Here is a 22,821-nt window from a genome sequence, read left to right on the forward strand (position 1 = left end):
TCTTTTAAAAATATTTTTAAAAGAATTATAACAAATTTTTTATATCAAAAATTCAATTCTATAATTTTTATCAAAATTCAGAAAAAATATTTATATTTTTATTTTTTTGATATCTCAACCAATAACCCGCCATCATCGAAGAAATTAAAACAGTTAAAATAAGTGTTGTAAAAAAACTTACATTAATAATCTGATAATAATAGGCAACACTCGCTAAAACTATTCCTGGGCCACCTCTAGCATTCATAGTAATTGCAAAATTAATTCTTGAAATATTAGAAATTTTAACAAAATTTAATCCTATATAACAACCTAAAAATTTCAATAAACACGCAAGAATTAAGAAGAATATAAACATGTTAAAAGAAAATTCATGCATAATATTTAATTGAATACCGATTAAAGCAAAATAAATAGGAATAAAAAATGAAAAAGCCATATCTGAAATACCGTTAACTTTTTCTCTTAATTCTTGATGATTATTTAAAATATTTTTTATTAAAAAACCTACAAGAAATGAAGTATACATAGGGTTGATATGAATCATATTTAAAAAAGCTATAGATAAAAATAACACAACAAAGCTTAAAGTAAAAAAATCAATTGTACTCATGCGAAAAGAAATTTTTTCAAAGAAATGAGAAATTACCTTCACAGCTATAAATAAAAATAAAGTAAGAAAAGCGGTTTTAAGATTGCTCATTAAAGTTAAATCTTGATTTGTTGCGGCATTAATAGTAATATTTAGTAAAATCCATAAAAACAAATCTTGTATTGTTGAAGTGGTTAAAACTATGCTTGCAAATCTTGTTTTAATCACTCCTATATCAAAAAATATTTTTGATATCACAGGTATAGAAGTTACAGCAATGGCTATTAAAAAAACCAAATCAAAAGATAAATCATTCCCCTTTATTCCAATAAAACTTTCTTTAAAATAATCAATAAAAAAATATCCCACACCAGCAGATAAAAAAGTACCACCTAAAAATAAAGTAGAAATAATCTTAATATTTTGTTTTTCAAAACTAATTTGCGTATTAAACCCTGCAATAAACATTAAAAATATCAAACCTAATTGATAAAAAATATTTAATATCTTCCCTTGCTCGTTAAATCCATTAAAGATATCTGTAAGTAAATCAGGAGCAAAAATATACAAACCACTTGCCCCCAAAACAAAACCACCAAAAATTTCACCAATTACTTTTGGGGCTTTAAATAAAGTAAATAATTTTCCAAAAACAAAAGAAGAAAATAATAAAACTCCTAAAGATAAAAATATAATACTAATATTCTCAGGACTTAAAGATTCAAATTTCATATTGCTTTCTTAAAGAATGATTTTTTCATTATTGATTTCATCTTGTATTAAATTTAAAATCTTAACACATTCTTCTACATAGTGTCCTACAGCTGTTTCTTCAGAAAGTTGCACACCAAAAACTCCACTTTTTGCGATATTATATAAATCATCAATTTCTGCAATAGTAGGAATGGGTTTTTCTTCCATATTTTTTAAAATTTGTGTAGCTAAAAATACTTTAATTGCATTATGATGTGCCATTTCTACAATATAATTTTGAAAACGTGGAATTTTTTCTATACCAATTTCTGTGGATAAATCTCCTCTATCAATTAAAATATATTCTACTTCTTGCAAAATACTGTATAAATTATTCACTGCTTCTAAAGTTTCAATTTTAGAAATAATCTTAGTATTTGAATGAAGCACTTGTTTTAATTCTTGTATATCACTTGCTTTTCTTACAAAAGAAGCTCCTACATAAGCTATATCAAACTCATTGCAAAGCTTTATAAGTTCCTTGTCTTTTTCAAATAAAAAAGGAATATTATCATGCAAATTTCTTACATGCATACCCTTATTATTTAAAAGCAATCCTGTGCTTTTAGATGTAAATATAATTTCTTTATCGTTAACTTCTTTTACAATAAATAAAAACACACTATCATTTGCATAAACCTCCATACCTGGTTTAACAAGCTTATAAAATTCTTTATAGTTAAATTGATCAATTTTTAAAGAAAAATCCTTATCTTTTTCTACTTGAATAGCTTCGCTAATCCCTGAAGTTCTAATTTTATTTCCTGGCAAATCAATCAAAATATCAATATCAGCTTTTTGTTTTCTTAAATTAATAATAGTATTTTTAATACTCTCTATATCTCCATGAGCTCCATTGATTCTATAAATAAATTTATCTTGATGAATTTGATTAAGATTTATCTTTCCACCTAAACTAGGACCTGTTGTTAAAATAAGCTTCTTCATTATCAATCCTTTAATCAATAAAAATATTTTCTCTACCTAAAGCAAGTATACTAGCAGAAATTTCTGAACGCATCATAAGTTCGCTAGGAATTTTACCCTCGCTTAAATCCTTTCTAATTTGCGTACCACTAATTGCAATTCTATGTTCTTTATAATGTGCACAATTTTTTTCACTCACAATTTTTTGACATTTAGAACAATAATAAGGTTCTTTTAAAAGTAAAAAATCTATACCTAAATCATAACGCATTGATAGATCTTTAGCCAACTTTTGCGCCTCGTAAATTCCGTAATAATCTCCCACTCCCGCATGATCTCTACCAATGATAAAATGGGTACAACCCATATTTCTTCTAAGTAAAGCATGAAAAATAGCTTCTTTAGGACCCGCATAACGCATAGCAGTTTGTAAACCTTGAATATAAACTCTATCTTTAGGATAAAACTTATCAAACATAGTTTTATAAGCACTCATCACTGCTGCTTCGGTAAAATCTCCTTGCTTTTTCCAGCCTGTTAGAGGATTAATAAACAAAGCATCGCAAATTTCAAGCGCAATTCTTTGCAAATGTTCATGAGCTCTGTGGATAGGATTTCTTGTTTGAAAACCCACTATGGTCTTAATATCAACATTAAAAACATCTTTTAAGATATTTTTATATAAAGAATCTTTATAAAATTCTTCTTTAAGTTCTATCTTTCCACCAACACGCAAAGAAGAGCGTTTTTTTTCTTTAATAATACCAGGATGTTTTTCATCTTTAGTTTGAAAAATTTCATAAAGATCCTGATCTTGAACGCAAAATTTATCTTCGATTTGAATATTTCCTATAAATTTGTCTTGATAATATAAATCTTGCTTTTGTCCTACATAAATATCTTTAAAATCATCCACTTCCAAAGTAATAGGCAAGGTCCATATTTCACCATTTAAAAGTTGCATTTCATAAATTACTTTTTTATATTCTTCATAATTCATAAAACCTTCCAAAGGATAGAACACACTGCTAGCAAAATATTTTAAATCTAGGAAATTTTCATGAGTAACTTGTAACATTTATTCGTGCTTTGAATTATCTAAATTTTGAGAAAGTGCTGTTAAAATAAGGCAAACCTTATCATCAAGCGCTGTCATTTGGGTATTGTCAATCACTAAATTAGCTTTTGGTTCATCATACGGAATGTCTACACCCACGACATTTGAAATTTCACCCTTTAAAGCTTGGGTATATAAATTCTTTTTATCGCGTCTTTTCAACTCTTCAAATTCACATTTTATATAAATTTCAAAATAATTTTTTAAATATTTGCGGTTATACTCATAAATTTCATTCCACATAGAAATCGCACTTACGATAACTATCATTCCTTGATTACTTAAAAAACGAGCAAAATCGGATCGTTTAAAGGATACATCCATACGACCTTTTTTATCATAGGAAAAACATCCCAAAAGCTCTCTTAACTCATCTCCATCAAGATAGATAACATTGTCATATTTCTCTTTTAATTTTCTATACAATGCTTGTGCTATATAACTTTTACCACTTCCTGCTAAACCTGTAAGCCAAATAGTTAAATTATGTTTCATTACACATCTGCTCAAATTTTTGATAATATTTCCATTGTTTTAAATGCTTTGGATAATTTATTTTTATAAAATTTAATTCTTCATCTAAAATATCTTTTAATTTTAATCGCAAATCTTTTCTCATTTGTAAATATTGCAAAATTTCTTCTTCTGTAATAAGATTGTTTTTAATCTTTATCTCATTCTCTTCAAACGCATCCATATAACCGTTTAAATATTTTTTGCTATCTATAAAACATTTTTGATTATTCTTTAAAATATTATATTCTTTTTGTTTTATTAACAAAATAATATTATCAAACATTAACTTTCTTTCTTTAAAAATTTCAGAAGTAATGTCAATATAGTCTTCATCTGTCATCTTAGGCTCTAAAGAATTAAAATACATAAGATTTTTTGTAGTAATTACTATATTAATACAAATTTCACCTATAACAATAGAATATACAACTGGAAGCACAACCAAATCACCTTGATGGCGATTAATTCTTTTAGAAAAAAAAGAATAATCGCATTTTACATTAAAAAATTTATCAGCTATAAAATCAAATGTTTTTCGAGCATTTAAACCAGAGATTTCATTAAGTTCAAAACACAATACATCTTTTTTTAAAATTTTAATTCTTTGATATGATTTAAAGTAAAGTTCATAATTATCTAAAACTTTTATCAAGCTATTCAATTCAGGTTTGCTTGAATTGGAATACCAGTAAAGTATTTCTGGAAAAAGCTCTTTAAAATTTGAATTTAAAGTTATCTGTTTCATCATTGGTTTTATTTTGCTATTTTGGTCACCTATATGATTTATTGCATGCCTGATAATTGATATTGGATCTCTACATATATATAATAAAGGAACATTGCTAGTAAATAAATAATAAATTTTATCATTATTTTCAAACACTCTTGGAGCTATTGCTACATGTGTTTTTTTGCTTAATATATACGTATAATTATCAATATAAACTTTTTTTTCATCTTCCCAACCATTTGCATTAATAGTTGAAATACCTGAATAATTAAAAAATGTATAAATAGCCATTGTTCCACTACATGCAGCCCATAGCCATATTAATTTATAATTTTCAGGCAATGGTAAATTCATTTTCCAAGCTAATTCGCCTGAAATATTATGATAATTTATTTTTTCTGCTTGATCATTAAGTTTTTTAGGGTCAAGTAAAGAAGGATAAGGATGATTTACATCTTGAAATCTTTGCTTAAAATCACTTGATAATAACCATTCTTGTATCATTTCCAAATGATTTAGCGTATAATTAAAATTTTGAAAAATAACTTTTAATGCTGGTATATAATTTTTATGTAAGTCTAAAATAATTTTCAAATTATCCAAATTACACATGAATAAATTTTTATTTTCAGCAAGTATAATATAAATATTTTCTTCAAACTTTTTAGAAAGATCTAAAATTTCTTTTATTATTTTATAATCTTTTTTAGTTTGTTCTATATTTTTAAAAAGAAAAAAATACCCATCTTTAAACTTATTCATATCAGCCTTGATTAAAACTTCTCCCAGCATATAAGATAAATGAAATTTATATCTTAGGGATTCACTATAATCAGGACATGTTTCCAAACTTGGATATTTAAGTTGAGGAAAGATTTGTATGGTTTGTTGATAAATTTGTTGTTCTTTTTTATGTTGTTTTTTAATTTTATAAAGTTTTTTAAATAATGCTATATACCCCCCCCCCCCATTATGTCTATGTTCTATCACAGTTTGACCTAGTTTATAAGCTAAATGATTTTTTATTCTTTCTATAGCTGAGTTTGGGTTATACATAGGGTTTCTTCTTTAAAAATGGCTTTGGTTGATTGTAAAATTATAATAATCCTCAGGCACACCAATATCTATAAAATAATCATCAAAAATATGAGCTTTAGCTTTTAGTTTTTTATAATTTTCTTGTAAAAACTCTTCAAAAGAAAATTTTTTCTCTAAATCAAATTCATTAAAAATATCTTTAGCTAAAAGATAAATTCCACCATTGATTAAACCCTGATTTTTAAATATTTTTTCTTCAAAAGAAATTACAAGACCTTGCCCATCAACATTTACCGTGCCGTATCTATCAAAATCATTCATTTGTTTTAAAGCGAGGCAAATTCTATTTCCATTTAGCTTTAATTTACTTAAATCTATATCAAAAAAAGTATCGCCGTTTAAAACATAAGCTTCATTTTTTATAAATTTCAAAGCCTCTTTTATAGCTCCACCTGTTCCTAGAGGCTCTTTTTCGATGCTGTATTTTATTTTTATACCTAAAAACTCATCTTTAAAATACTCTTTTATCACTTCATATTTGTATGATACTGCTAAGATAACTTCTTTTATGCCTTGTTTTTTAAGATACTCAAAAATAAATTCTAAAAAAGGTTTATTATTTATCGGTGCCATAGGCTTTGGAATATCCTTTATAACACTTTTAAGTCTTGTTCCTAAGCCGCCACAAAGTACTATTGCTTGCAAAAAAAACCTTTACCGAAAAGTTCTTCTTCGACAATGGCGCAAATAATATGCCCTATTAAAATATGTGCTTCTTGAATTCTTGGCGTGCAAGTTGAAGGCACTTTTATACAATAATCACAAAGTTCATTCATCGCTCCACCACTAGCTCCACTTAAGCCTATACTTATAATTCCTTTTTGCTTGCAAAGCTCTAAAGCTTTTAAGATATTTTTACTATTTCCGCTTGTAGAAATTCCTATAAAAACATCTCCCTTAACTCCTTGAGCTTGTACTTGTCTAGCAAATAAATTTTCATAACCATAATCATTCCCGATAGCTGTTAAAATACTTGTATCTGTAGTAAGTGCAATACTTGCGATCCCTGGTCTATCAAAATAAAACCTACTTACAAATTCCCCTGCGATGTGCTGTGCATCAGCTGCGCTACCACCATTTCCTGCAAGCAAAGTTTTGTTACCATTTTTATAAGCTTTTATGACTTCTAATGAAGCATTTTTAATAAGAGTTATCAAATTCTCATCTTTTAAAATTTGCTCTTTTACCAAAATCGATTCTCGAAAATGTTCTTTTATATAAGAATTTAAATTCTCCATGATTTAACCCCCTCTTTTGTAAATGAAAAATCTTGTACATAACCTTGTTCTTTGTTTAAAGCTTTGATTAAGTTGTATTTTTTTGTAGGATCTACAAAGAAAAACATAAATCCACCAGCTCCTGCTCCGCTAGTTTTGCCGCTATAAGCTCCATTATCTATAGCAAGTTTATAAATTCTTTCAAGCTCATCATTACTAACAATTTCTGAGATGATTTTTTTTGACTGCCAAGACTTACCTAAAATTTGTGCCAAAGTATCAAAATCGGCTCTAAATAAAGCTTCTTTCATCTTTATAGCATCTTGTTTTATCGCGTGCATGGCCTCTAAAGACTTTTCATCTCCAAGTTTTCCTTTTTTATGCTCTTCTATATCTTTTGCTTCTCTTGTGATATTGGTAAAATAAAGCACGGTTCTAGCTTCAAGCTCACTAGCTATCCAGTTTTTAATACGCAAAGGATTAACAATGACTCTTTTATTATCATAAAATTCCATGAAATTAAAGCCACCAAAAGTTGCAGCGTATTGATCTTGCGCTCCACCTACTATACCTAAATCTTCTCTTTCTATCTCATAAGCAAGTTTAGCGATTTCATATTCTCCTAAAGGTAGATTAAGCCACTCCACAAAAGCTTTTATAATGCCTACAACTAAAGTTGAGCTTCCGCCCAAACCACTACCACTTGGTACATCCGAATAGGTATGCAAAGAAAAACTCAAAGGTTTTTTTGTAAAATCTTTTACAATACGATTATAAATACTTTTAAAAATATCTAATTTTCCATCATTTTCTAAAAATTCTTTACTTTCATACTCAGAGTAAGAATTTGTATCAGGAGAATCAAAAATGATTTTTCCATCTTCTCTTTCGATCAAAGTACAATGTATGTATAAAGATATAGTCGCATTTAAAACATAACCTGTATATTTATCACAATATAAATTAATATCAGTTCCCCCACCTGCTAAACCAAGGCGAAGAGGAGTTTGTGTGCGTATAGTTTTCATCTATTCAAAGGAATCCTTCCTTTTTTAATCTCATCTCTCCAATGATTTAATAAATCCTCAAACATTTTTCTAGCTGGAATTTCTGGTTTCCAATTGATAAAACTTTTGATTTTTGTATTATCAAACATTTGATAGTCTGCATCAATAGGACGTAGTCTTTCTTCATCTTGTTCTACTTTAATATCTTTTCTTGTAGAAAAAGATAAAAGTATATCAATAACCTCAGGGAGTTTAAAAGCTTCTTCTCCTGCTATATTAAAAGCTTCCCCACAAGGAACTTTTCCTTTTTCACTTTCAAGAGAAAGTAGATAATAAGCCCTTATAGCATCACGACAATCTTGAAAAGTTCTTACGCTTGAAAGATTTCCAACCTTAACAACAGGCTCTTGATAACCCGCTTCAATGAGTGCAATTTGCTTTGCCACCGTGCTTTCAAAAAACACATCACTTCGTCTTGGGCCACTATGTGTTCCCATTCTTGTAACAAAAGTGCGAATATTATAAGCTTCGCCATAAAATCTTCCTAAATAATCAGTGCCGATTTTGCTTATACTATAAGGACTTGCACCGTGAAAAGCTGTTTCTTCATTAAGCTTAATGCCCACTTTTGCCTTACCATAAACTTCACTTGAAGAGCAAACATGTACTACAGGGTCATATCCATCTTTTGCCTTTAAAATTCTAATGTTTTCTAGGATATTTGCTGTACCTATAATATTTGTTTGTAATGTTTCTATAGGTATATCAAAAGAAGTTTTTGGATAAGACTGTGCGGCCAAATGAAAGATCACATCCGGTCTTTTGCTCTCAAAAAGTTTTTGAAGACTAGAGTAATCATTTAAATCTGCATAAAAAATGCTAATTCTATCTTTTTTATTAATTCTATCGCTTAAATGATAGATATTGTCCATAGGCTCTTGCCAACGCATCATACCTATAATATCATAGTCAGTATTTTTCAGAAGAAAATCTGCCATTTGCGAACCAACTTGTCCTGTAAATCCTGTAATTAATGCTGTTTTACTCATGATTTTCCTTAAGAAGTGTTAACTTAGGTATTTTAACTTATCTTACTTATATTTTTCTTATGTCTCTATAATTAAATTATTTTCAAGATTTATTTAATTTAAAAACATCATTTTATTGTATAATTTTTATTTATTAATATACCACTCATACATCATTCTAATACCATCTTCGAGCTCGATTTTATGTTTCCAGCCTAAAGAATGAATTTTTGAGCAATCTGTAAATTTCTGCATTGCGCCATCTGGGCGTTTTAAATTAAAAACTAAATTTCCCTTAAATCCTACTATATTTTTGATTAATTCTGTTAATTCTTTAATAGTGATATTCTTATGTGGACCTATATTTAGATGAGTGTTGATAATCTCAGTATTACCACCTTTTAAATCTTTAAAATCTATATTATTCATGATAAACAAACAAGCATTTGCTAAATCTTGACTATGTAAAAATTCTCTTGTCGGTTTTCCGCTACCCCAAATTTCAACATTACTCTCATCTACACCAAATTTTTTTAAATAATTCTTAGCTTCTTCAATGGAATCAAATTTTAAATCATTTAATAAGTCCTCATATCGTTTTTCATTTAAAAGCTTAGCTAAATGCATTTTTCTTAAAATTCCAGGCAATACATGAGATTTTTCAAGATCAAATTTATCATTATTGCCATATAAATTTGTAGGAGTGATTGCTATAAAATTTGTATTGTATTGCAAATTATAACTTTCACAAAGCATCAAGCCTGAAATTTTAGCGATTGCGTAAGGTTTGTTAGTATATTCAAGATCTCCACTTAACATTTGATCTTCACTAGTTGGTAATGTTGCATTTTTAGGATAAACTGTAGTTGAAGCTATGAAAAGTAGCTTTTTTACTTTATGTAAATAGGCATTATGAATAACATTGCACTCTATCATTAAATTTTGATAAATAAAATCAGCACGATAAGTATTATTAGCTAGAATTCCACCCGCTTTAGCTGCTGCTAAAATAACATATTCTGGCTTTTCTCTCTCAAAAAAATCAGCCACAGCTCTTTGATTTGTCAAATCAAGCTCAAAGTGAGTTTTAAAAAAAAGATTTTTATAACCTTGTTGCTTAAGTTCACTAAGTATAGCACTGCCCACAAGACCACTATGACCCGCTATGTAAATTTTAGAATCTTTTTGCATCATTTATCCTTGAAATCTTAATGGAATTTCAGGATTAGATGGCCAAACTGGAAAATCTAAATTTTGTAAATTTCCGCATTCTTTTCTGTAATGTAAACCCTGTATTAAATTTAACTCACTTCTTCTTAGATAACTTACTTCTAAGGTAGTGCTAAAAAATAATCCCTTAGAATAAAAAATCTTTCCGTGATTATTTAAATGTGTATGTATTGGAGTAAAATATTTATTAAGTTTTTTTAGTAAACTTATTCTTTTTTCAACCCCGTCTTGCTCTTCAGGATTACACCCATGAAATTCAAATATAACTTGTGAAAAATATTTATTTAAATTACTTATATCAATATTTTCAAGTATATCCCATTCATCATTTTCAATATCACATTGCAAAATATTTGGCCTACTCTCATCTAAATTATTATCTTTTAAAGCTTGTGCTAAAGTAATTGTATTTTCGTTGTTTGTATTGCCTATAAATTTTTTATGAAAGATAATATTTTCATGACTATAAGGACATTTTTCTATACTAGCATCATATTCAATTACTTTAAATCCTCTTTGAGCCATTTCCAAATCCCAAGGGGAACTGTCTGAAACACCTAAAGAAATAGCTTTCGCATCAATATTGCTCATATACCCCCCCCCATTATACATTACATAACCACCATCTCCATTACCACCAATTCTTAGTAAATCACACAAAGGCAGTTCCAAAGGTCGAATAAGATTTAAATAATTTACAATATTCCTATAACACTGCTCATTATTATTTATGCGAATATAATTTCTATCTCTATCTTGTAATAATAGGAATAAAATTTCTTTATCTCTTTTATCAATATCTAAATTTGAAATAATATTTGACATTAAAATTTGATAAGACAATTGATTGCCAACTTTAACATTAGCATTTAACTCTTGTAATAATTTTTCCATATTTATCCTTTATTTTTAGTTGCTAAAATATCACGCTCTGAAAGAATAGGAAAATTTGTTGGCCAATCTATACCGATTCTTTCATCATTCCATGCATAAGTAAATTGATCAGGCGCATCCACATAATCTCCTTTATATGCGCATTTATAATAATAAACTGCACTTTCACTACTAACATAATGTGCATTTCCAAAACCTGCTGGAACTAAAATAATTTGTTGATTATCTTGATTTATGATGAATTTTTCATACTTTAAATAGGTTGGCGAATCTTTTCTGCAATCTACCACCACCTGATGAATTTCCCCATAAACACAAGTTGCAAGCTTATAAGTTTTTACATCGCCATGGATACCGCGGATAACATTGTGTTTTGAGTGTATAAATTTATCGTGTATAAATTTTAGTTCACTTGGTAAAAGCTTATCTACAGCCTTGCTTGTAAAAGCTGTCCAAATTTCACCTCTTAAATCTCTAAATTTATTAGGAGTTATGATATACACTCCCTTTAAAATTTTTGATTCTTGTATATTAAATTCTATTGCCATCACGCAACCTTTTTTTCAAAGATTGCGTGATGATGAATACTATTATTTAATACCCCCCCCCCTAGGCTGCTACTCACAGGGCTAAGTTTTTCAATCACGCTAAATAAAAATTGAATATTTTCTTTTATATCAAATTGATGATTTCCAACAAAAAAACCTTTTTCATGAACATATTTTGCATTTTTAAGCTCACCGTGAATTTCATAATCAAAATACTTAATAACCTCATTTTGAGTAAAATCTCCGGTTGCAACAGGGCGATATTCTATGTCATTTTCTTCTAATTTTTTAATAATATCTTTTCTTTGTAATTTTGATTCAGGTTTAATCACCAAAGAAAAACCGAACCAAGAACTCAAGCCAATTTCCTTTTGAATTATAAAATCAGGATGATTTTTAAAATAATCGCAAAATAATTTCGCATTTTCTCTTCTGTGTTTTAAAAATGTAGGTAATTTTTTAAGTTGCTCTATACCTATAGCCCCACTCATTTCGATTGGACGGACATTATAACCTGGCAATACAAAACGAAATGATTCGCTAAACCAATCGTCGCTTTTATTTGCAACTAAATTTTCTTTTGGAAGATTTCTTGTCCAACCATGCGCTCTTAAACAAAGAAGTATATGATATAATTCCTCATCATTAGTAACTACAAATCCACCTTCCATTGTAGCCATATGATGTGAAAAAAAGGTAGAAAAAGTTCCCATTATACCAAAAGTTCCTGCTTGCTTACCTTTGTATTCTGCTCCCATGGATTCGCAATTATCTTCTAGTAAAAGAATATTTTTATTTTTAATCATTTCATTAACAGCATCAAAATCATTTGGATTTCCTAAAAGATTAACCAACATAATCATTTTAGTTTTTTCACTAATAGCATCTCTTAAAGCTTCTAAATCGTAATTTAAAGTATGTAAATCAATATCTACAAATTTAAGTTTTAATCCATATTGATAAAGCGGATAATAAGTAGTACTCCATGATACTGCAGGAACTATAACTTCATCACCTCTTTTTAACTTTGGATTTTTCATATAAAATAAAGCGGCAGTAGCTATCAAATTTGCAGTAGATCCAGAACTTGTCATCACTGCATATTTAGAACCCGTAAATTTAGCAAAATCTTTTTCAAATTCTGCAACTTTTTTTCCCATAGTAAACATATCGCTTTTTATAACATCTTGTATAGCTTGTAATTCTTTTTCATCCCAAGTTGATGAAGCTAATGCATATTTTTTCATTATTTTACCTTTGTTAGAATTTTGTTTTAAATACCAATCATACATCATTTTAATACCATCTTCAAGTTCGATTTTGTGTTTCCAGCCTAAAGAATGAATTTTAGAGCAATCCGTTATCCTATTAAATTTGCCTTCTGGCTTACTTGTATCAAAAACAAGATTTCCTTTAAAACCAACTATTTCTTTTATCATCAAAGCTAAATCTTTGATAGATATATTCTTGTTAACTCCTATATTAATATGAGTATTTTGAATTTTTTTATCATTTTTATTATATAAATCAGAAAAATTAATATTTTCCATAATATGAATACAAGCTTGTGCTAAATCTTTACTATGTAAAAATTCCCTAGTCTGATTACCACTGCCCCAAATTTCAACACTATTTTCAACAATTCCAAAATTTTTAAGATAAGTAATGGCTTTTTGAATATTATTTATATTTAAATCTTTTAATATCTCATCATATTTTTTTTCATTTAATAATTTTGCTAGATGAAATTTTCTTACTAAAGCAGGCATTACATGAGATTTTTCTAAATCAAATTTATCATTATTTCCATATAAATTAATAGGCGCTAAAGCAATAAAATTGGTTTTATATTGTATATTGTAAGATTCACACATTTTTATACCAGCTACCTTTGATATAGCATAAGATTCATTAAAATAATTTAATTTTCCAGTCAATAAATCTTCTTCTTTTGCAAAAATTAAATTATCTGGATATATAGAGGTAGAGGCTATGAAAATTAATTTTCGAACTTTATACAAATAAGAAGAATGAATAACATTATTTTGAATTTGTAAATTTTCATAAATAAAATCTGCCCTATAAGTATTATTTGCCAATATTCCACCTGCTTTAGCTGCCGCTAAAATAACATATTCTGGTTTTTCTTTTTCGAAAAAATCCACCACATCTTTTTGATTAGTCAAATCAAGTTCTTCATGGGTTTTATAAATCAAATTACTATACCCTTTATTTATTAATTCTTCCATTATAGCAGTACCCACAAGTCCTCTGTGACCTGCTATATAAATTTTAGAATTTTTATCCATTTGAATTTTCCTTAATTAATCTATCAACTCTTATTTTTTTCTTTGAAATTCTTTTTAAGCTTAATAATATCAAAAATCAATTTAATACCTCCACCTTTATACCAATTTTTATAAGCCCTTATAAAAACCTTTCCTAGTTTATAAGACAAGTATTCTTTTACTTTTAAAGCTTCTTGATAATCATAACAATTTTCTAAAAGTGGAAAAATTAAATCTGAGTTATATTTTTTCGCACACTTATATATAATTTTATTAATCATAAAATTAATAAAAACCATTATATGAGCAAACGGGGTTAAAAATATAAGTTTTCTCCTATATAATAGAATTGTAACATATCCTATTTTATAGGATAAATGTTCTTTTACTCTTTTAACGGCACTGATATTACAAATTTTATTTTCAAACATAAAATGATTAAAATTATAATGATTAAAATTATAATCTAAAAATTTCATCATCCTCTCATCAAATTTTTTAATATTTTGATTTTCTTTCATTCTTAAGTATAATCTATAAAAAAGATAACGAATATTTACAAACTTATCAGTATCTTTTATATTTTTAAAAATTTCTTCAAAAACAAAAAAATATAAAAATGAATAATCATAAACATTAACAAATAAAAAATCTTCGATTAAAATATCTTTCTTTTGAAAAAACATTTTTTTTAAAAAAAGTTCTAAATCTAGTATTTTTTTCTCACGAGCTAACAAATGTATAAATAATATAATATAAACATTGCAAACTGGATCTAATTTCATAGCTTGAAATAAGTATTTTTTTTGCAAAGAAATGGATAATTTTAAATAATCAGATAATAAGTATAGTTTAAAATAAGAAAAAGCTTTACTGTAATTATTAAAATCTATTTTATTGATATAGAATCTAATAATATCATATTGTTCTTGCTCGGTGTATAAACTATAAATCGAAATAAATTCGGCCTTATTTGATATCCTACAAGCCAACTGAGAAAAACCCGAGCTACCAGAACTATAAATTTTTTTAGACTTTGACATCAATAGTAATTCAAAAAAAGTTTGAGAAAAAACATCTTTATAAATTTTAAAATCTTCGACTGTAAAAATATTATTCCTATCTTTAAAAAAATCTTTTATATGTTGTTTTGCATCAAGATCATCACTGAAAATAATAATCTTATTATTTTTATCCAAAGATTCAAAATTTATCACCTTTAACGCCAAGTTAACATCTAAAATCTTTTTTTTACTAAAAAATATATCTCTCCTATTATATTTATACAAAGCATCTCCAGAACGAATATGAACTGCTATGTAACTATCATTATAAGTTTCAACAAAATTGATTATTTCTTGAAGTTTTTCAGAAAAATGAATTTGCTTCCATATATTTTTAAGTGATGAATAATATTCTTCATGTTCAACATCCTCACAAATTTTAGATAAATCATATTGCGTACTAACATATCCAAAATCATATCCAGATTCATAATCAAATAATTTCTCTAATCTATATTTACCATTTTTTAAAAATAACCCTATCCCATCAACAGCGCATACATTCATACTTTGAGTACAAGAATATTTATTAATAAATTCTCTCGCAAAAAGCATATCCTCTTTAGGAACAGAACTCATCGCATCAATAAAATTTACATTGTTTTCTTTTTGAAAATTAAAATATTTCCAAGAAAATTTAAATTTTATATTTAATCTATTGGCTATATACATTGCGTTTAATAAAGCCAACATTCTCTCACCAAAACCATCTCCCCTGCAAGCAACAATTAAATCTTTATTATAATTCAAATTTTCTCCTTGATATAACAATAGTTTTAAAATTTTTACAAACCAATACTACTAATTTTAAAGGATTCTTAAGTAGATTATTTCCTAGTTTATATGAAAAATAGTTTTGAATAACAACAGCCTTTTGATAATCAAAATAATTATCTAACTTAGGTGGTTTTAATTCTGGATATTTTTTAATAAATTTTTGATAAGCAATTTTCAATATAAAATATTTTAAGCATAAAAAAAATATTTTAAAAGGTAAAATAAGTATCTTTGGAGTTTTAACATCTTGAATAATCAAATTACCAACTTGATAGGATAAATGACGCTTAACTCTATCTTCGGCTCCAACATAAAAAGAATCGTAATTTAAAAAAATTCCATCGTTCCAGAAAAGATACAACTCTTTATATTTTTTTCCTTCTTTGATTTTTTTTAGAAAAAAAACAGTTGAAATAAATTCTGCACAATATCCTAGCTCTCTTGCTTCATGCAAATTTCTAATTTTTAAATTTTTTTCTAAAATTTCATATACTATAAACAACAACTTAAATAGAAAATTACAATATTCAAAAAAAACTTCTTTTTTTAATATAAAAACATTACATGGATAATATCCACACTCTAAGAAATATTTATTAGCTAAACTTTTGTATTCAGAAAATTCTGCAGAGGTATCAAGAATATATTTATATAAATAATGACCTATGGTTAAATTTCTATTCTGGATAAAAAGTTTTTCTCCAGGATACCAATCTTCTATTGTATCAAACTTATAAAAATTATCATTAAAAGGGGAATTTAATTCAAAAAATTTTGAAATAAACATATCAATACATCCATCATCCAAATGCTTTAATATATCATGTTTATTGTAAGAAGGAAATTGATCTTGAGAAGTTCTTATAACCCAAGGCCATCCATTTTCGTGTATACTTAAATTTTCAACTTTTGATTCATCAAAAATAAATTGCCTTCTATAATGCATAAATCCTATATAATCCGGATTTCCCAATTTATCATAATTTTTCCAAGCCCAATAAATTCCAGTAAGTTCGCAAAAATAACGATTTAAATGTGATATATTATCTCCTGTATCATCACCTATCATATTTTTGCACATCCACTCATAGTCATCTCTCGATATACTACCATCTTTAGAAGCTTCAGTTGCCAAAACTCTTCCTAAATGAATAGGAGTTAAAATGTCATCTTTAAGTAACTCAGCTGGTTTATGGTAACCTACAAGTATTTTGATACTTGGATTTTGATTTTCTTTTTTTTCTTTCATTGCGACAACTCCTTTATGAATTTTAACACTCTCTCTACAGCCTTATCCATATCATAATATTTATAATCTCCAAGTCTACCTAAAAAATATACATTGTTAAGTTTAACAGATTCATTTAAATATCTCTCATACAGTTTTTGATTTTCATCATTAGGTATAGGATAGTATCTTTCATTCTTACCTTCTTCATATTCACAAGGAAATTCATAAGAAAGTATGGTTTTATTAGATTTTTCATCAAGGTAATATTTATACTCAACACTTCTTGTAAAATCATAATTTTCAGGATAGTTTATCTGAGGGCCTGATTGCATATACTCTTTATCAAAAGTTTCAAATACTATATTTAAACTTCTATAAGGTAATCTTCCAAATCTATAGTCAAAAAATTCATCAATCGCTCCTGTATAAAATAATCTTTCATATTCTATATCTTTTTTTATGTCTTTAAAATCAGTATTTAATTGTACTTTTATCAAAGGATGATTGATGATATTTTCAATCATTTTTGTATAACCATCTTTTGGTATAGCTTGATAAGTATCTATAAAATACCTATCATCACGACTTATATATACAGGAACTCTTGCACTAACCGAAAAATCAAGTTCTTCAGGCTTTACACCCCATTGCTTTACTGTATAACCTAAAAAAACTTTTTTATAAATATACTCAGCTAAAAATTCTAAATCTTTATCATTTGCATTTTTTAATTCTAGAATAGGAATTTTAGAATTAAAAGCAAATTTACCTACTAATTTTTGTTCAAGCTCTTTGGCTAAATACTCTGGAAAAACTTTATGTAAAGTGTCAAGATTAAAAGGGATATTTACTTCTTTACCATCTATAAAAGCTTTTACTCTATACATAAAATAATGCCATTTTGTAAAACGACTTAGATACTCCCATACTTCTTTTATACTAGTATGAAAAACATGAGGCCCGTATCTATGTACAGTTACATTACTCTCTTGATCTTTATAATCATAAATATTTCCGCCAATATGTTCTCTTTTGTCTACAATTAAAACTTCTTGTCCTTTACTAGCTAAACGCTCAGCTAAAATCGCCCCACTAAGCCCACAACCTACAATTAAATTTTTTACTTTTTTCATTTTAATACTTTCTATTATTTTCCCAATCCCAAGCACTTTTAATTATATCTTTAATATCAGTATATTTTGCTTTCCAAGATAAGATTTCTTTTGCTTTTTTATTATCTGCGTATAATCTTGCAGGATCCCCATCCCTTCTTGGTGTATAATTTATAGGGCACTTTTTACCACTTACAATTTCAGCTGCACTGATGATTTCTTTTACACTTGTACCTATTCCGGTACCAAGATTTATGCAACCGCTAAATTTATGTAAATTTTCTAAGGCTAAACGATGAGCCAATGCTAAATCTTCTACATGAATATAATCTCTTATGCAAGTTCCATCTTCGGTATCATAATCATTTCCAAAAATATTTATAGCAGGAATTTCTCCTTTTATAGCCTTTAAAACTAAAGGAATTAAATGAGTTTCAGGTTCATGACTTTCACCGATAAGTCCATCATTGCTTGCACCTGCAGCATTAAAATATCTTAAAGAAATATGCCTTAAACCATAAGCTTTTTCATAGTCAGCAAAAACTTGTTCTATCATAAGCTTAGTTCTTCCGTAAGCATTAATAGGATTTTGAGGGTGTTTTTCATCAATTGGAGTATATTGTGGTTCTCCGTAAGTTGCACAAGTACTTGAAAATACTATATCCTTAATATTATTTTCAAGCATTGCATTTAAAAGATTTATAGTTCCTACTACATTATTTTGATAATATTTTGCAGGATTTACAACACTTTCTCCTACATAAGCAAAAGCTGCAAAATGCACCACTGCGTCTATTTTTTCTTGCTTGAAAACATTGGTTAAAGAAAAGGTATCTAGTAAATCTGCATGGATAAATTTAGCTCTTTTGTCTATAGCTTGTTTGTGTCCATAGATAAGATTATCCATGACAATACAATTATAATTATTATCTAGTAAATGTTTTAAGGTATGTGAACCTATATATCCTGCACCACCTACAACTAAAATATTCTTCATCTACCTACACCTTGATACTCAAAACCTAACTTTATAGCTTCATTTTTATCAAGTAAATTTCTTAAATCAATAATTTTTTTATGATTTAACAAATCATAAGCCTTTTTTAAATCAAGACTTGAAAATTCTTTCCATTCTGTTAGTATAGCAATCGCATCAGCATCTTTTATAGCTTCATACATGGAATTGGCATAATCAATCCTATCTCCTAAAATTTGCTTAGCTAAATCCATAGCCTTTGGATCATAAGCGCAAATTTGAACTTTTTGTTCCAAAAGCTTAAAAACAATATCTACAGCGGGACTTTCTCTACAATCATCAGTGCCATCTTTAAAAGCAAGGCCAAGTACGGCTATTTTTGGATTTTTGATATCTTTAATACTATTTAAAATTCTTTCACTCATGTGATTTTTACGCTCTTCATTGCCTTTAATAGCTGCATTGATTAAAGTTAAATCGATATCATTTTGCTTACCCATAAAAGCCATAGCTAAAGTATCTTTTGGAAAACATGAACCTCCATATCCAGGCCCAGGATTTAAAAAGCGATTTCCTATCCTAGTATCAAGTCCCATACCTCTAGCCACTTCTAAAATATCAGCTCCAGCTTTTTCACAAAAATTTGCCATTTCATTAATATAATGAATTTTAATAGCCAAAAATGCATTTGAGGCGTATTTAATAGTTTCTGAAGAACGGCGATTTACAAAAAGCAACTCACTTTTTCCTTTAAAAGGCTCATAAAGCTTTTCTATCACTGCTTTTGCTCTTTGTGAATTTGTTCCTACTATAATTCTGTCTGGATTGAAAAAATCATATACTGCAAAACCTTCTCTTAAAAATTCAGGCAAAGAAAGAACATCAAACTCTGCATTTGGATTTTTCTTGCTAATTAAACTTTCTATATCATCGCCTGTGCCAACAGGAACAGTGGATTTTGTAGCAATTACCGTATAACCTGTTAAATAATCCGCTAACTCAGTCGCAGCTGCATGAATATACTTCATATCTGCTTCTTTTGTAACTGGGTGCGGTGGAGTTCCTACTGCTATGATCACTAAATCCGCATCTTTAATGCCTTCTTGCATAGAAGTTGTAAATTTTAAACGACCTTCTTTTACATTTTTATGAAAAATTTCTTCAAGATTATCCTCATAAATTGTTAAAATTCCATCATTTAAAGCATCAATTTTTGATTTTTCTCTATCTATGCAAATAACATCATTTCCAAGTTCTGCTAGACCAACACCTGTTGGAAGTCCAACATAACCTGTTCCTATAATTCCTATTTTCATATATTTTATCCTTTAAATTCTGTAATTTTTTCTTTAAAATACTTTATAGTTTTTTCTAAACCTTCATCTAAATTTATCTTTGGCTCCCAATTAAATTTAGCTTTAGCTAAAGAAATATCAGGTCTTCTTTGAGTTGGATCATCTAATGGCAAATCTTTATAAATAATCTTTGATTTAGAACCTGTTTTTTCTATGACCTTTTGTGCTAATTCTTTTATAGTAAATTCACTAGGATTACCAGTATTTATAGGCCCTTGAAAATCTTTTGAAGAATTCATCACTTTAATAATAATATCAATCAAATCATCAACATAACAAAAAGAACGCGTTTGCGAACCATCTCCATAAATTGTGATATCTTTTCCGCTTAAAGCTTGACATATAAAATTACTTACAACCCTGCCATCATTTGGATCCATATTTTCTCCATAGGTATTAAAAATTCTTATTATTTTAATATCAACGCCTTCATGTCTATGATAATCAAAAAACAAACTTTCAGCACATCTTTTCCCTTCATCATAGCAAGCGCGAATTCCTATAGAATTTACATTACCTCTATATTCTTCATTTTGTGGATGAACGAGTGGATCTCCATAAACTTCTGAAGTTGAAGCTTGCAAAATAGTTGCATTATGCTCTTTTGCAAGTTCGAGCATATTGATAGCACCATATACACTTGTTTTTGTTGTTTTTATGGCGTGTTTTCCTTGATAAGCAGGCGGAGAAGCTGGACAAGCAAAATTATAAATTTGATCAAGTTTTTGTGTGATTTTTAGTGGCTCACAAATATCATGCTCTATAAAAGTAAAATTCTCATTTTCTAAAAGTTCTTTGATGTTTTCCATTCTACCTGTATAGTTATTATCTACACAAATAATTTTATTGCCTTCACTAAGCAGTCTTTTACATAAATTAGAACCTAGAAATCCCGTTCCCCCAGTGATTAAAATAACCCTCATTATAAATACTTTCTTAATTTCAATAAAAGTTATTATTATAATTCAAACTAGCTTATATTAAAATAATTTTTAAAAATTTCCCTAAACGATAAGAATAATGTTTTTTGATTTTTCTACTTTCTAGATCTTCACCAGAAGAAGAAAAAACAATAAAAGGGTAATTTTTGATTGTTTCTTGAAACAACTCTTGTTCTTTTTGAATATTTAATATCATTTTTTTAGCATTTAAAACAATTTTTATTAAACCTCTTAAACTTCTATAATTAGATAAAACAAATTGCCCTAAACGATAAGACAATTGATATTTAAGACATTCTGCTCCACTTAAATGAAATTTTTCAAAATAATCTTTTAATTCTTGCAGTTTATTTTTAAGTAACAACGGATCTTTATCTATAAAAAAAATAATCAAAGTTCTATCAAGCAAAGTAGGCAAAAATGTTTGTTCAACAAGGATTGATATTTCATTATTTGAATTATATTTTAAAACTTTTATCAATTCCAAACAAGTAAAAATCCAATTCATAGACATTTGGTACCTTTTTAATTCATAGGTATTTTTATCAAATTCTATATATAAAGCATACAAATAAGAGTTAGTATTTATGCTATATTGTTTTTGATTGCTTATACTGCTTTCTCTAAAACGATATATATACTTTTTCTCAGGATATATATATATATTATCAGTCATAGAAAAAAGTGCTATACCAAAATGATGATCTTCATGGATGATCTGATTGATAAATTTAATATTAATTTTTTGCAAAAAAGTAAAGTCAATCATTCCTTGCCAAGCATACCAAAATAAATAATTACCTATTTCTCTAGTCCTTTTTAACCATTGCAAAGGAGTAATGATTTGTTCTTTTGCGTAATTATAAATTTCCATTTGAGTTGCTTTATTTTTATTTAAAAACTTATAATCAAACCAAAGAACATCAACATCATTCATTCTTTTTACACACTCTTCTATACAATCAAGCTCCCAATAATCATCAGAATCTAAAAAGATAATATAATCTATACTAGGATAAATAAAATCAGCTAAATCTTTAGTAGCATGAAAAGCTTTATAACTTTTATACACTGTATAAATTTCATAGGGATTATTACCTTCTATATTAAATTCGATTAAAGAATTTTTTTCTAAAATTTGAGTTTTATTTTTAAGTATATATTCTCCACTAAAATACTCTATGCCGACATTTTTAGCAGAACTATGACCACCATTTTTTTTATCAAAAAGTATAAATCTTTCATCTTTTAAAGTATATTCTTTAGCTATATTAAATGAGTTTTCATCTGTGCTACCATCATTTACAAGTATAACTTGTAAATTTTTATAAGTTTGATTAATAACACTATCTAAACATTCTTTTAAGTACTTTTCTACATTATAGATTGGGATAACTACACCTACTGTTTTATTCATCTT

At 27.5% G+C, this 22,821-nt stretch carries 20 protein-coding genes and 1 pseudogene; all 21 read right to left on the reverse strand.

The window, feature by feature from the left end:
• Window positions 1–70: 70 nt before the first annotated feature.
• The 21 genes and pseudogenes from SR63_RS06770 to SR63_RS06870 all read right to left on the reverse strand — a co-directional run bounded on the left by SR63_RS06770 (window position 71) and on the right by SR63_RS06870 (window position 22,818).
• Window positions 71–1,324 carry a cation:proton antiporter gene (locus SR63_RS06770; protein WP_022552399.1) on the reverse strand — a complete coding sequence of 418 codons (1,254 nt, stop codon included), beginning with the start codon at window positions 1,322–1,324 and terminating at the stop codon, window positions 71–73.
• Window positions 1,325–1,333: 9 nt separating this feature from the next.
• Complete coding sequence (locus SR63_RS06775; RefSeq protein WP_022552400.1) at window positions 1,334–2,293, reverse strand: pyruvate kinase; 960 nt, start codon at window positions 2,291–2,293, stop codon at window positions 1,334–1,336.
• Window positions 2,294–2,303: 10 nt separating this feature from the next.
• Entirely contained in the window at window positions 2,304–3,350 is a 1,047-nt protein-coding gene (locus SR63_RS06780; RefSeq protein ID WP_063674754.1) for a sulfate adenylyltransferase, read from the reverse strand.
• Window positions 3,351–3,884, reverse strand: coding sequence for an adenylyl-sulfate kinase (locus SR63_RS06785; protein ID WP_063674756.1), 534 nt, complete (start codon window positions 3,882–3,884; stop codon window positions 3,351–3,353).
• The gene (locus SR63_RS06790) at window positions 3,874–5,691 is read right to left on the reverse strand and encodes a DUF2972 domain-containing protein (protein WP_147498412.1); all 1,818 of its coding nucleotides are present in this window, start codon (window positions 5,689–5,691) and stop codon (window positions 3,874–3,876) included. Before SR63_RS06790 ends, SR63_RS06785 begins: the two co-directional genes overlap by 11 nt.
• A 12-nt stretch (window positions 5,692–5,703) precedes the next feature.
• A complete protein-coding gene (locus SR63_RS06795) occupies window positions 5,704–6,378 on the reverse strand; it encodes a nucleotidyltransferase family protein (protein ID WP_052776611.1) in 675 nt (224 codons plus the stop codon).
• Window positions 6,366–6,971 carry a D-sedoheptulose 7-phosphate isomerase gene (gene gmhA2, locus SR63_RS06800; protein WP_052776612.1) on the reverse strand — a complete coding sequence of 202 codons (606 nt, stop codon included), beginning with the start codon at window positions 6,969–6,971 and terminating at the stop codon, window positions 6,366–6,368. The genes SR63_RS06795 and gmhA2 overlap by 13 nt, the downstream gene beginning before the upstream one ends.
• Window positions 6,959–7,978 carry a D-glycero-D-manno-heptose 7-phosphate kinase gene (gene hddA / locus SR63_RS06805; protein WP_063674761.1) on the reverse strand — a complete coding sequence of 340 codons (1,020 nt, stop codon included), beginning with the start codon at window positions 7,976–7,978 and terminating at the stop codon, window positions 6,959–6,961. The genes gmhA2 and hddA overlap by 13 nt, the downstream gene beginning before the upstream one ends.
• Window positions 7,975–9,006 carry a GDP-mannose 4,6-dehydratase gene (locus SR63_RS06810; protein WP_063674763.1) on the reverse strand — a complete coding sequence of 344 codons (1,032 nt, stop codon included), beginning with the start codon at window positions 9,004–9,006 and terminating at the stop codon, window positions 7,975–7,977. Before SR63_RS06810 ends, hddA begins: the two co-directional genes overlap by 4 nt.
• 126 nt (window positions 9,007–9,132) lie before the next feature.
• Entirely contained in the window at window positions 9,133–10,176 is a 1,044-nt protein-coding gene (locus SR63_RS06815) for a GDP-L-fucose synthase family protein (protein ID WP_063674765.1), read from the reverse strand.
• Between the two features lie 3 nt (window positions 10,177–10,179).
• Window positions 10,180–11,109: an FkbM family methyltransferase gene (locus SR63_RS06820; RefSeq protein ID WP_100644281.1), complete on the reverse strand. Its 930-nt coding sequence runs from the start codon at window positions 11,107–11,109 to the stop codon at window positions 10,180–10,182.
• A gap of 2 nt (window positions 11,110–11,111) precedes the next feature.
• Window positions 11,112–11,657, reverse strand: coding sequence for a dTDP-4-dehydrorhamnose 3,5-epimerase family protein (locus SR63_RS06825; protein ID WP_063674771.1), 546 nt, complete (start codon window positions 11,655–11,657; stop codon window positions 11,112–11,114).
• On the reverse strand, window positions 11,657–12,904 hold the full coding sequence (locus tag SR63_RS06830; protein ID WP_251826988.1) for a DegT/DnrJ/EryC1/StrS family aminotransferase: 1,248 nt from the start codon (window positions 12,902–12,904) through the stop codon (window positions 11,657–11,659). The genes SR63_RS06825 and SR63_RS06830 overlap by 1 nt, the downstream gene beginning before the upstream one ends.
• 15 nt (window positions 12,905–12,919) lie before the next feature.
• A pseudogene (locus tag SR63_RS06835) lies at window positions 12,920–13,966 on the reverse strand (GDP-L-fucose synthase family protein); the annotation flags it as partial.
• Between the two features lie 23 nt (window positions 13,967–13,989).
• Window positions 13,990–15,759, reverse strand: coding sequence for a hypothetical protein (locus SR63_RS06840; protein WP_063674773.1), 1,770 nt, complete (start codon window positions 15,757–15,759; stop codon window positions 13,990–13,992).
• Complete coding sequence (locus SR63_RS06845) at window positions 15,749–17,035, reverse strand: DUF4422 domain-containing protein (RefSeq protein WP_063674775.1); 1,287 nt, start codon at window positions 17,033–17,035, stop codon at window positions 15,749–15,751. The genes SR63_RS06840 and SR63_RS06845 overlap by 11 nt, the downstream gene beginning before the upstream one ends.
• Window positions 17,032–18,150, reverse strand: coding sequence for a UDP-galactopyranose mutase (glf, locus tag SR63_RS06850; protein WP_063674777.1), 1,119 nt, complete (start codon window positions 18,148–18,150; stop codon window positions 17,032–17,034). The genes SR63_RS06845 and glf overlap by 4 nt, the downstream gene beginning before the upstream one ends.
• A gap of 1 nt (window position 18,151) precedes the next feature.
• Window positions 18,152–19,126, reverse strand: a complete 975-nt coding sequence (gene galE, locus SR63_RS06855) for a UDP-glucose 4-epimerase GalE (protein ID WP_063674779.1) — start codon at window positions 19,124–19,126, stop codon at window positions 18,152–18,154.
• Entirely contained in the window at window positions 19,123–20,421 is a 1,299-nt protein-coding gene (locus SR63_RS06860) for a UDP-glucose dehydrogenase family protein (RefSeq protein WP_052776616.1), read from the reverse strand. The genes galE and SR63_RS06860 overlap by 4 nt, the downstream gene beginning before the upstream one ends.
• Before the next feature lie 5 nt (window positions 20,422–20,426).
• On the reverse strand, window positions 20,427–21,383 hold the full coding sequence (locus SR63_RS06865; protein ID WP_052776617.1) for a UDP-glucuronic acid decarboxylase family protein: 957 nt from the start codon (window positions 21,381–21,383) through the stop codon (window positions 20,427–20,429).
• A 52-nt stretch (window positions 21,384–21,435) separates the two neighbouring features.
• Window positions 21,436–22,818 carry a glycosyltransferase family 2 protein gene (locus tag SR63_RS06870; RefSeq protein WP_052776618.1) on the reverse strand — a complete coding sequence of 461 codons (1,383 nt, stop codon included), beginning with the start codon at window positions 22,816–22,818 and terminating at the stop codon, window positions 21,436–21,438.
• Window positions 22,819–22,821 lie beyond the last annotated feature (3 nt).

This window comes from Campylobacter sp. 2014D-0259, assembly GCF_008000505.1.
Classification (GTDB): domain Bacteria; phylum Campylobacterota; class Campylobacteria; order Campylobacterales; family Campylobacteraceae; genus Campylobacter_D; species Campylobacter_D jejuni.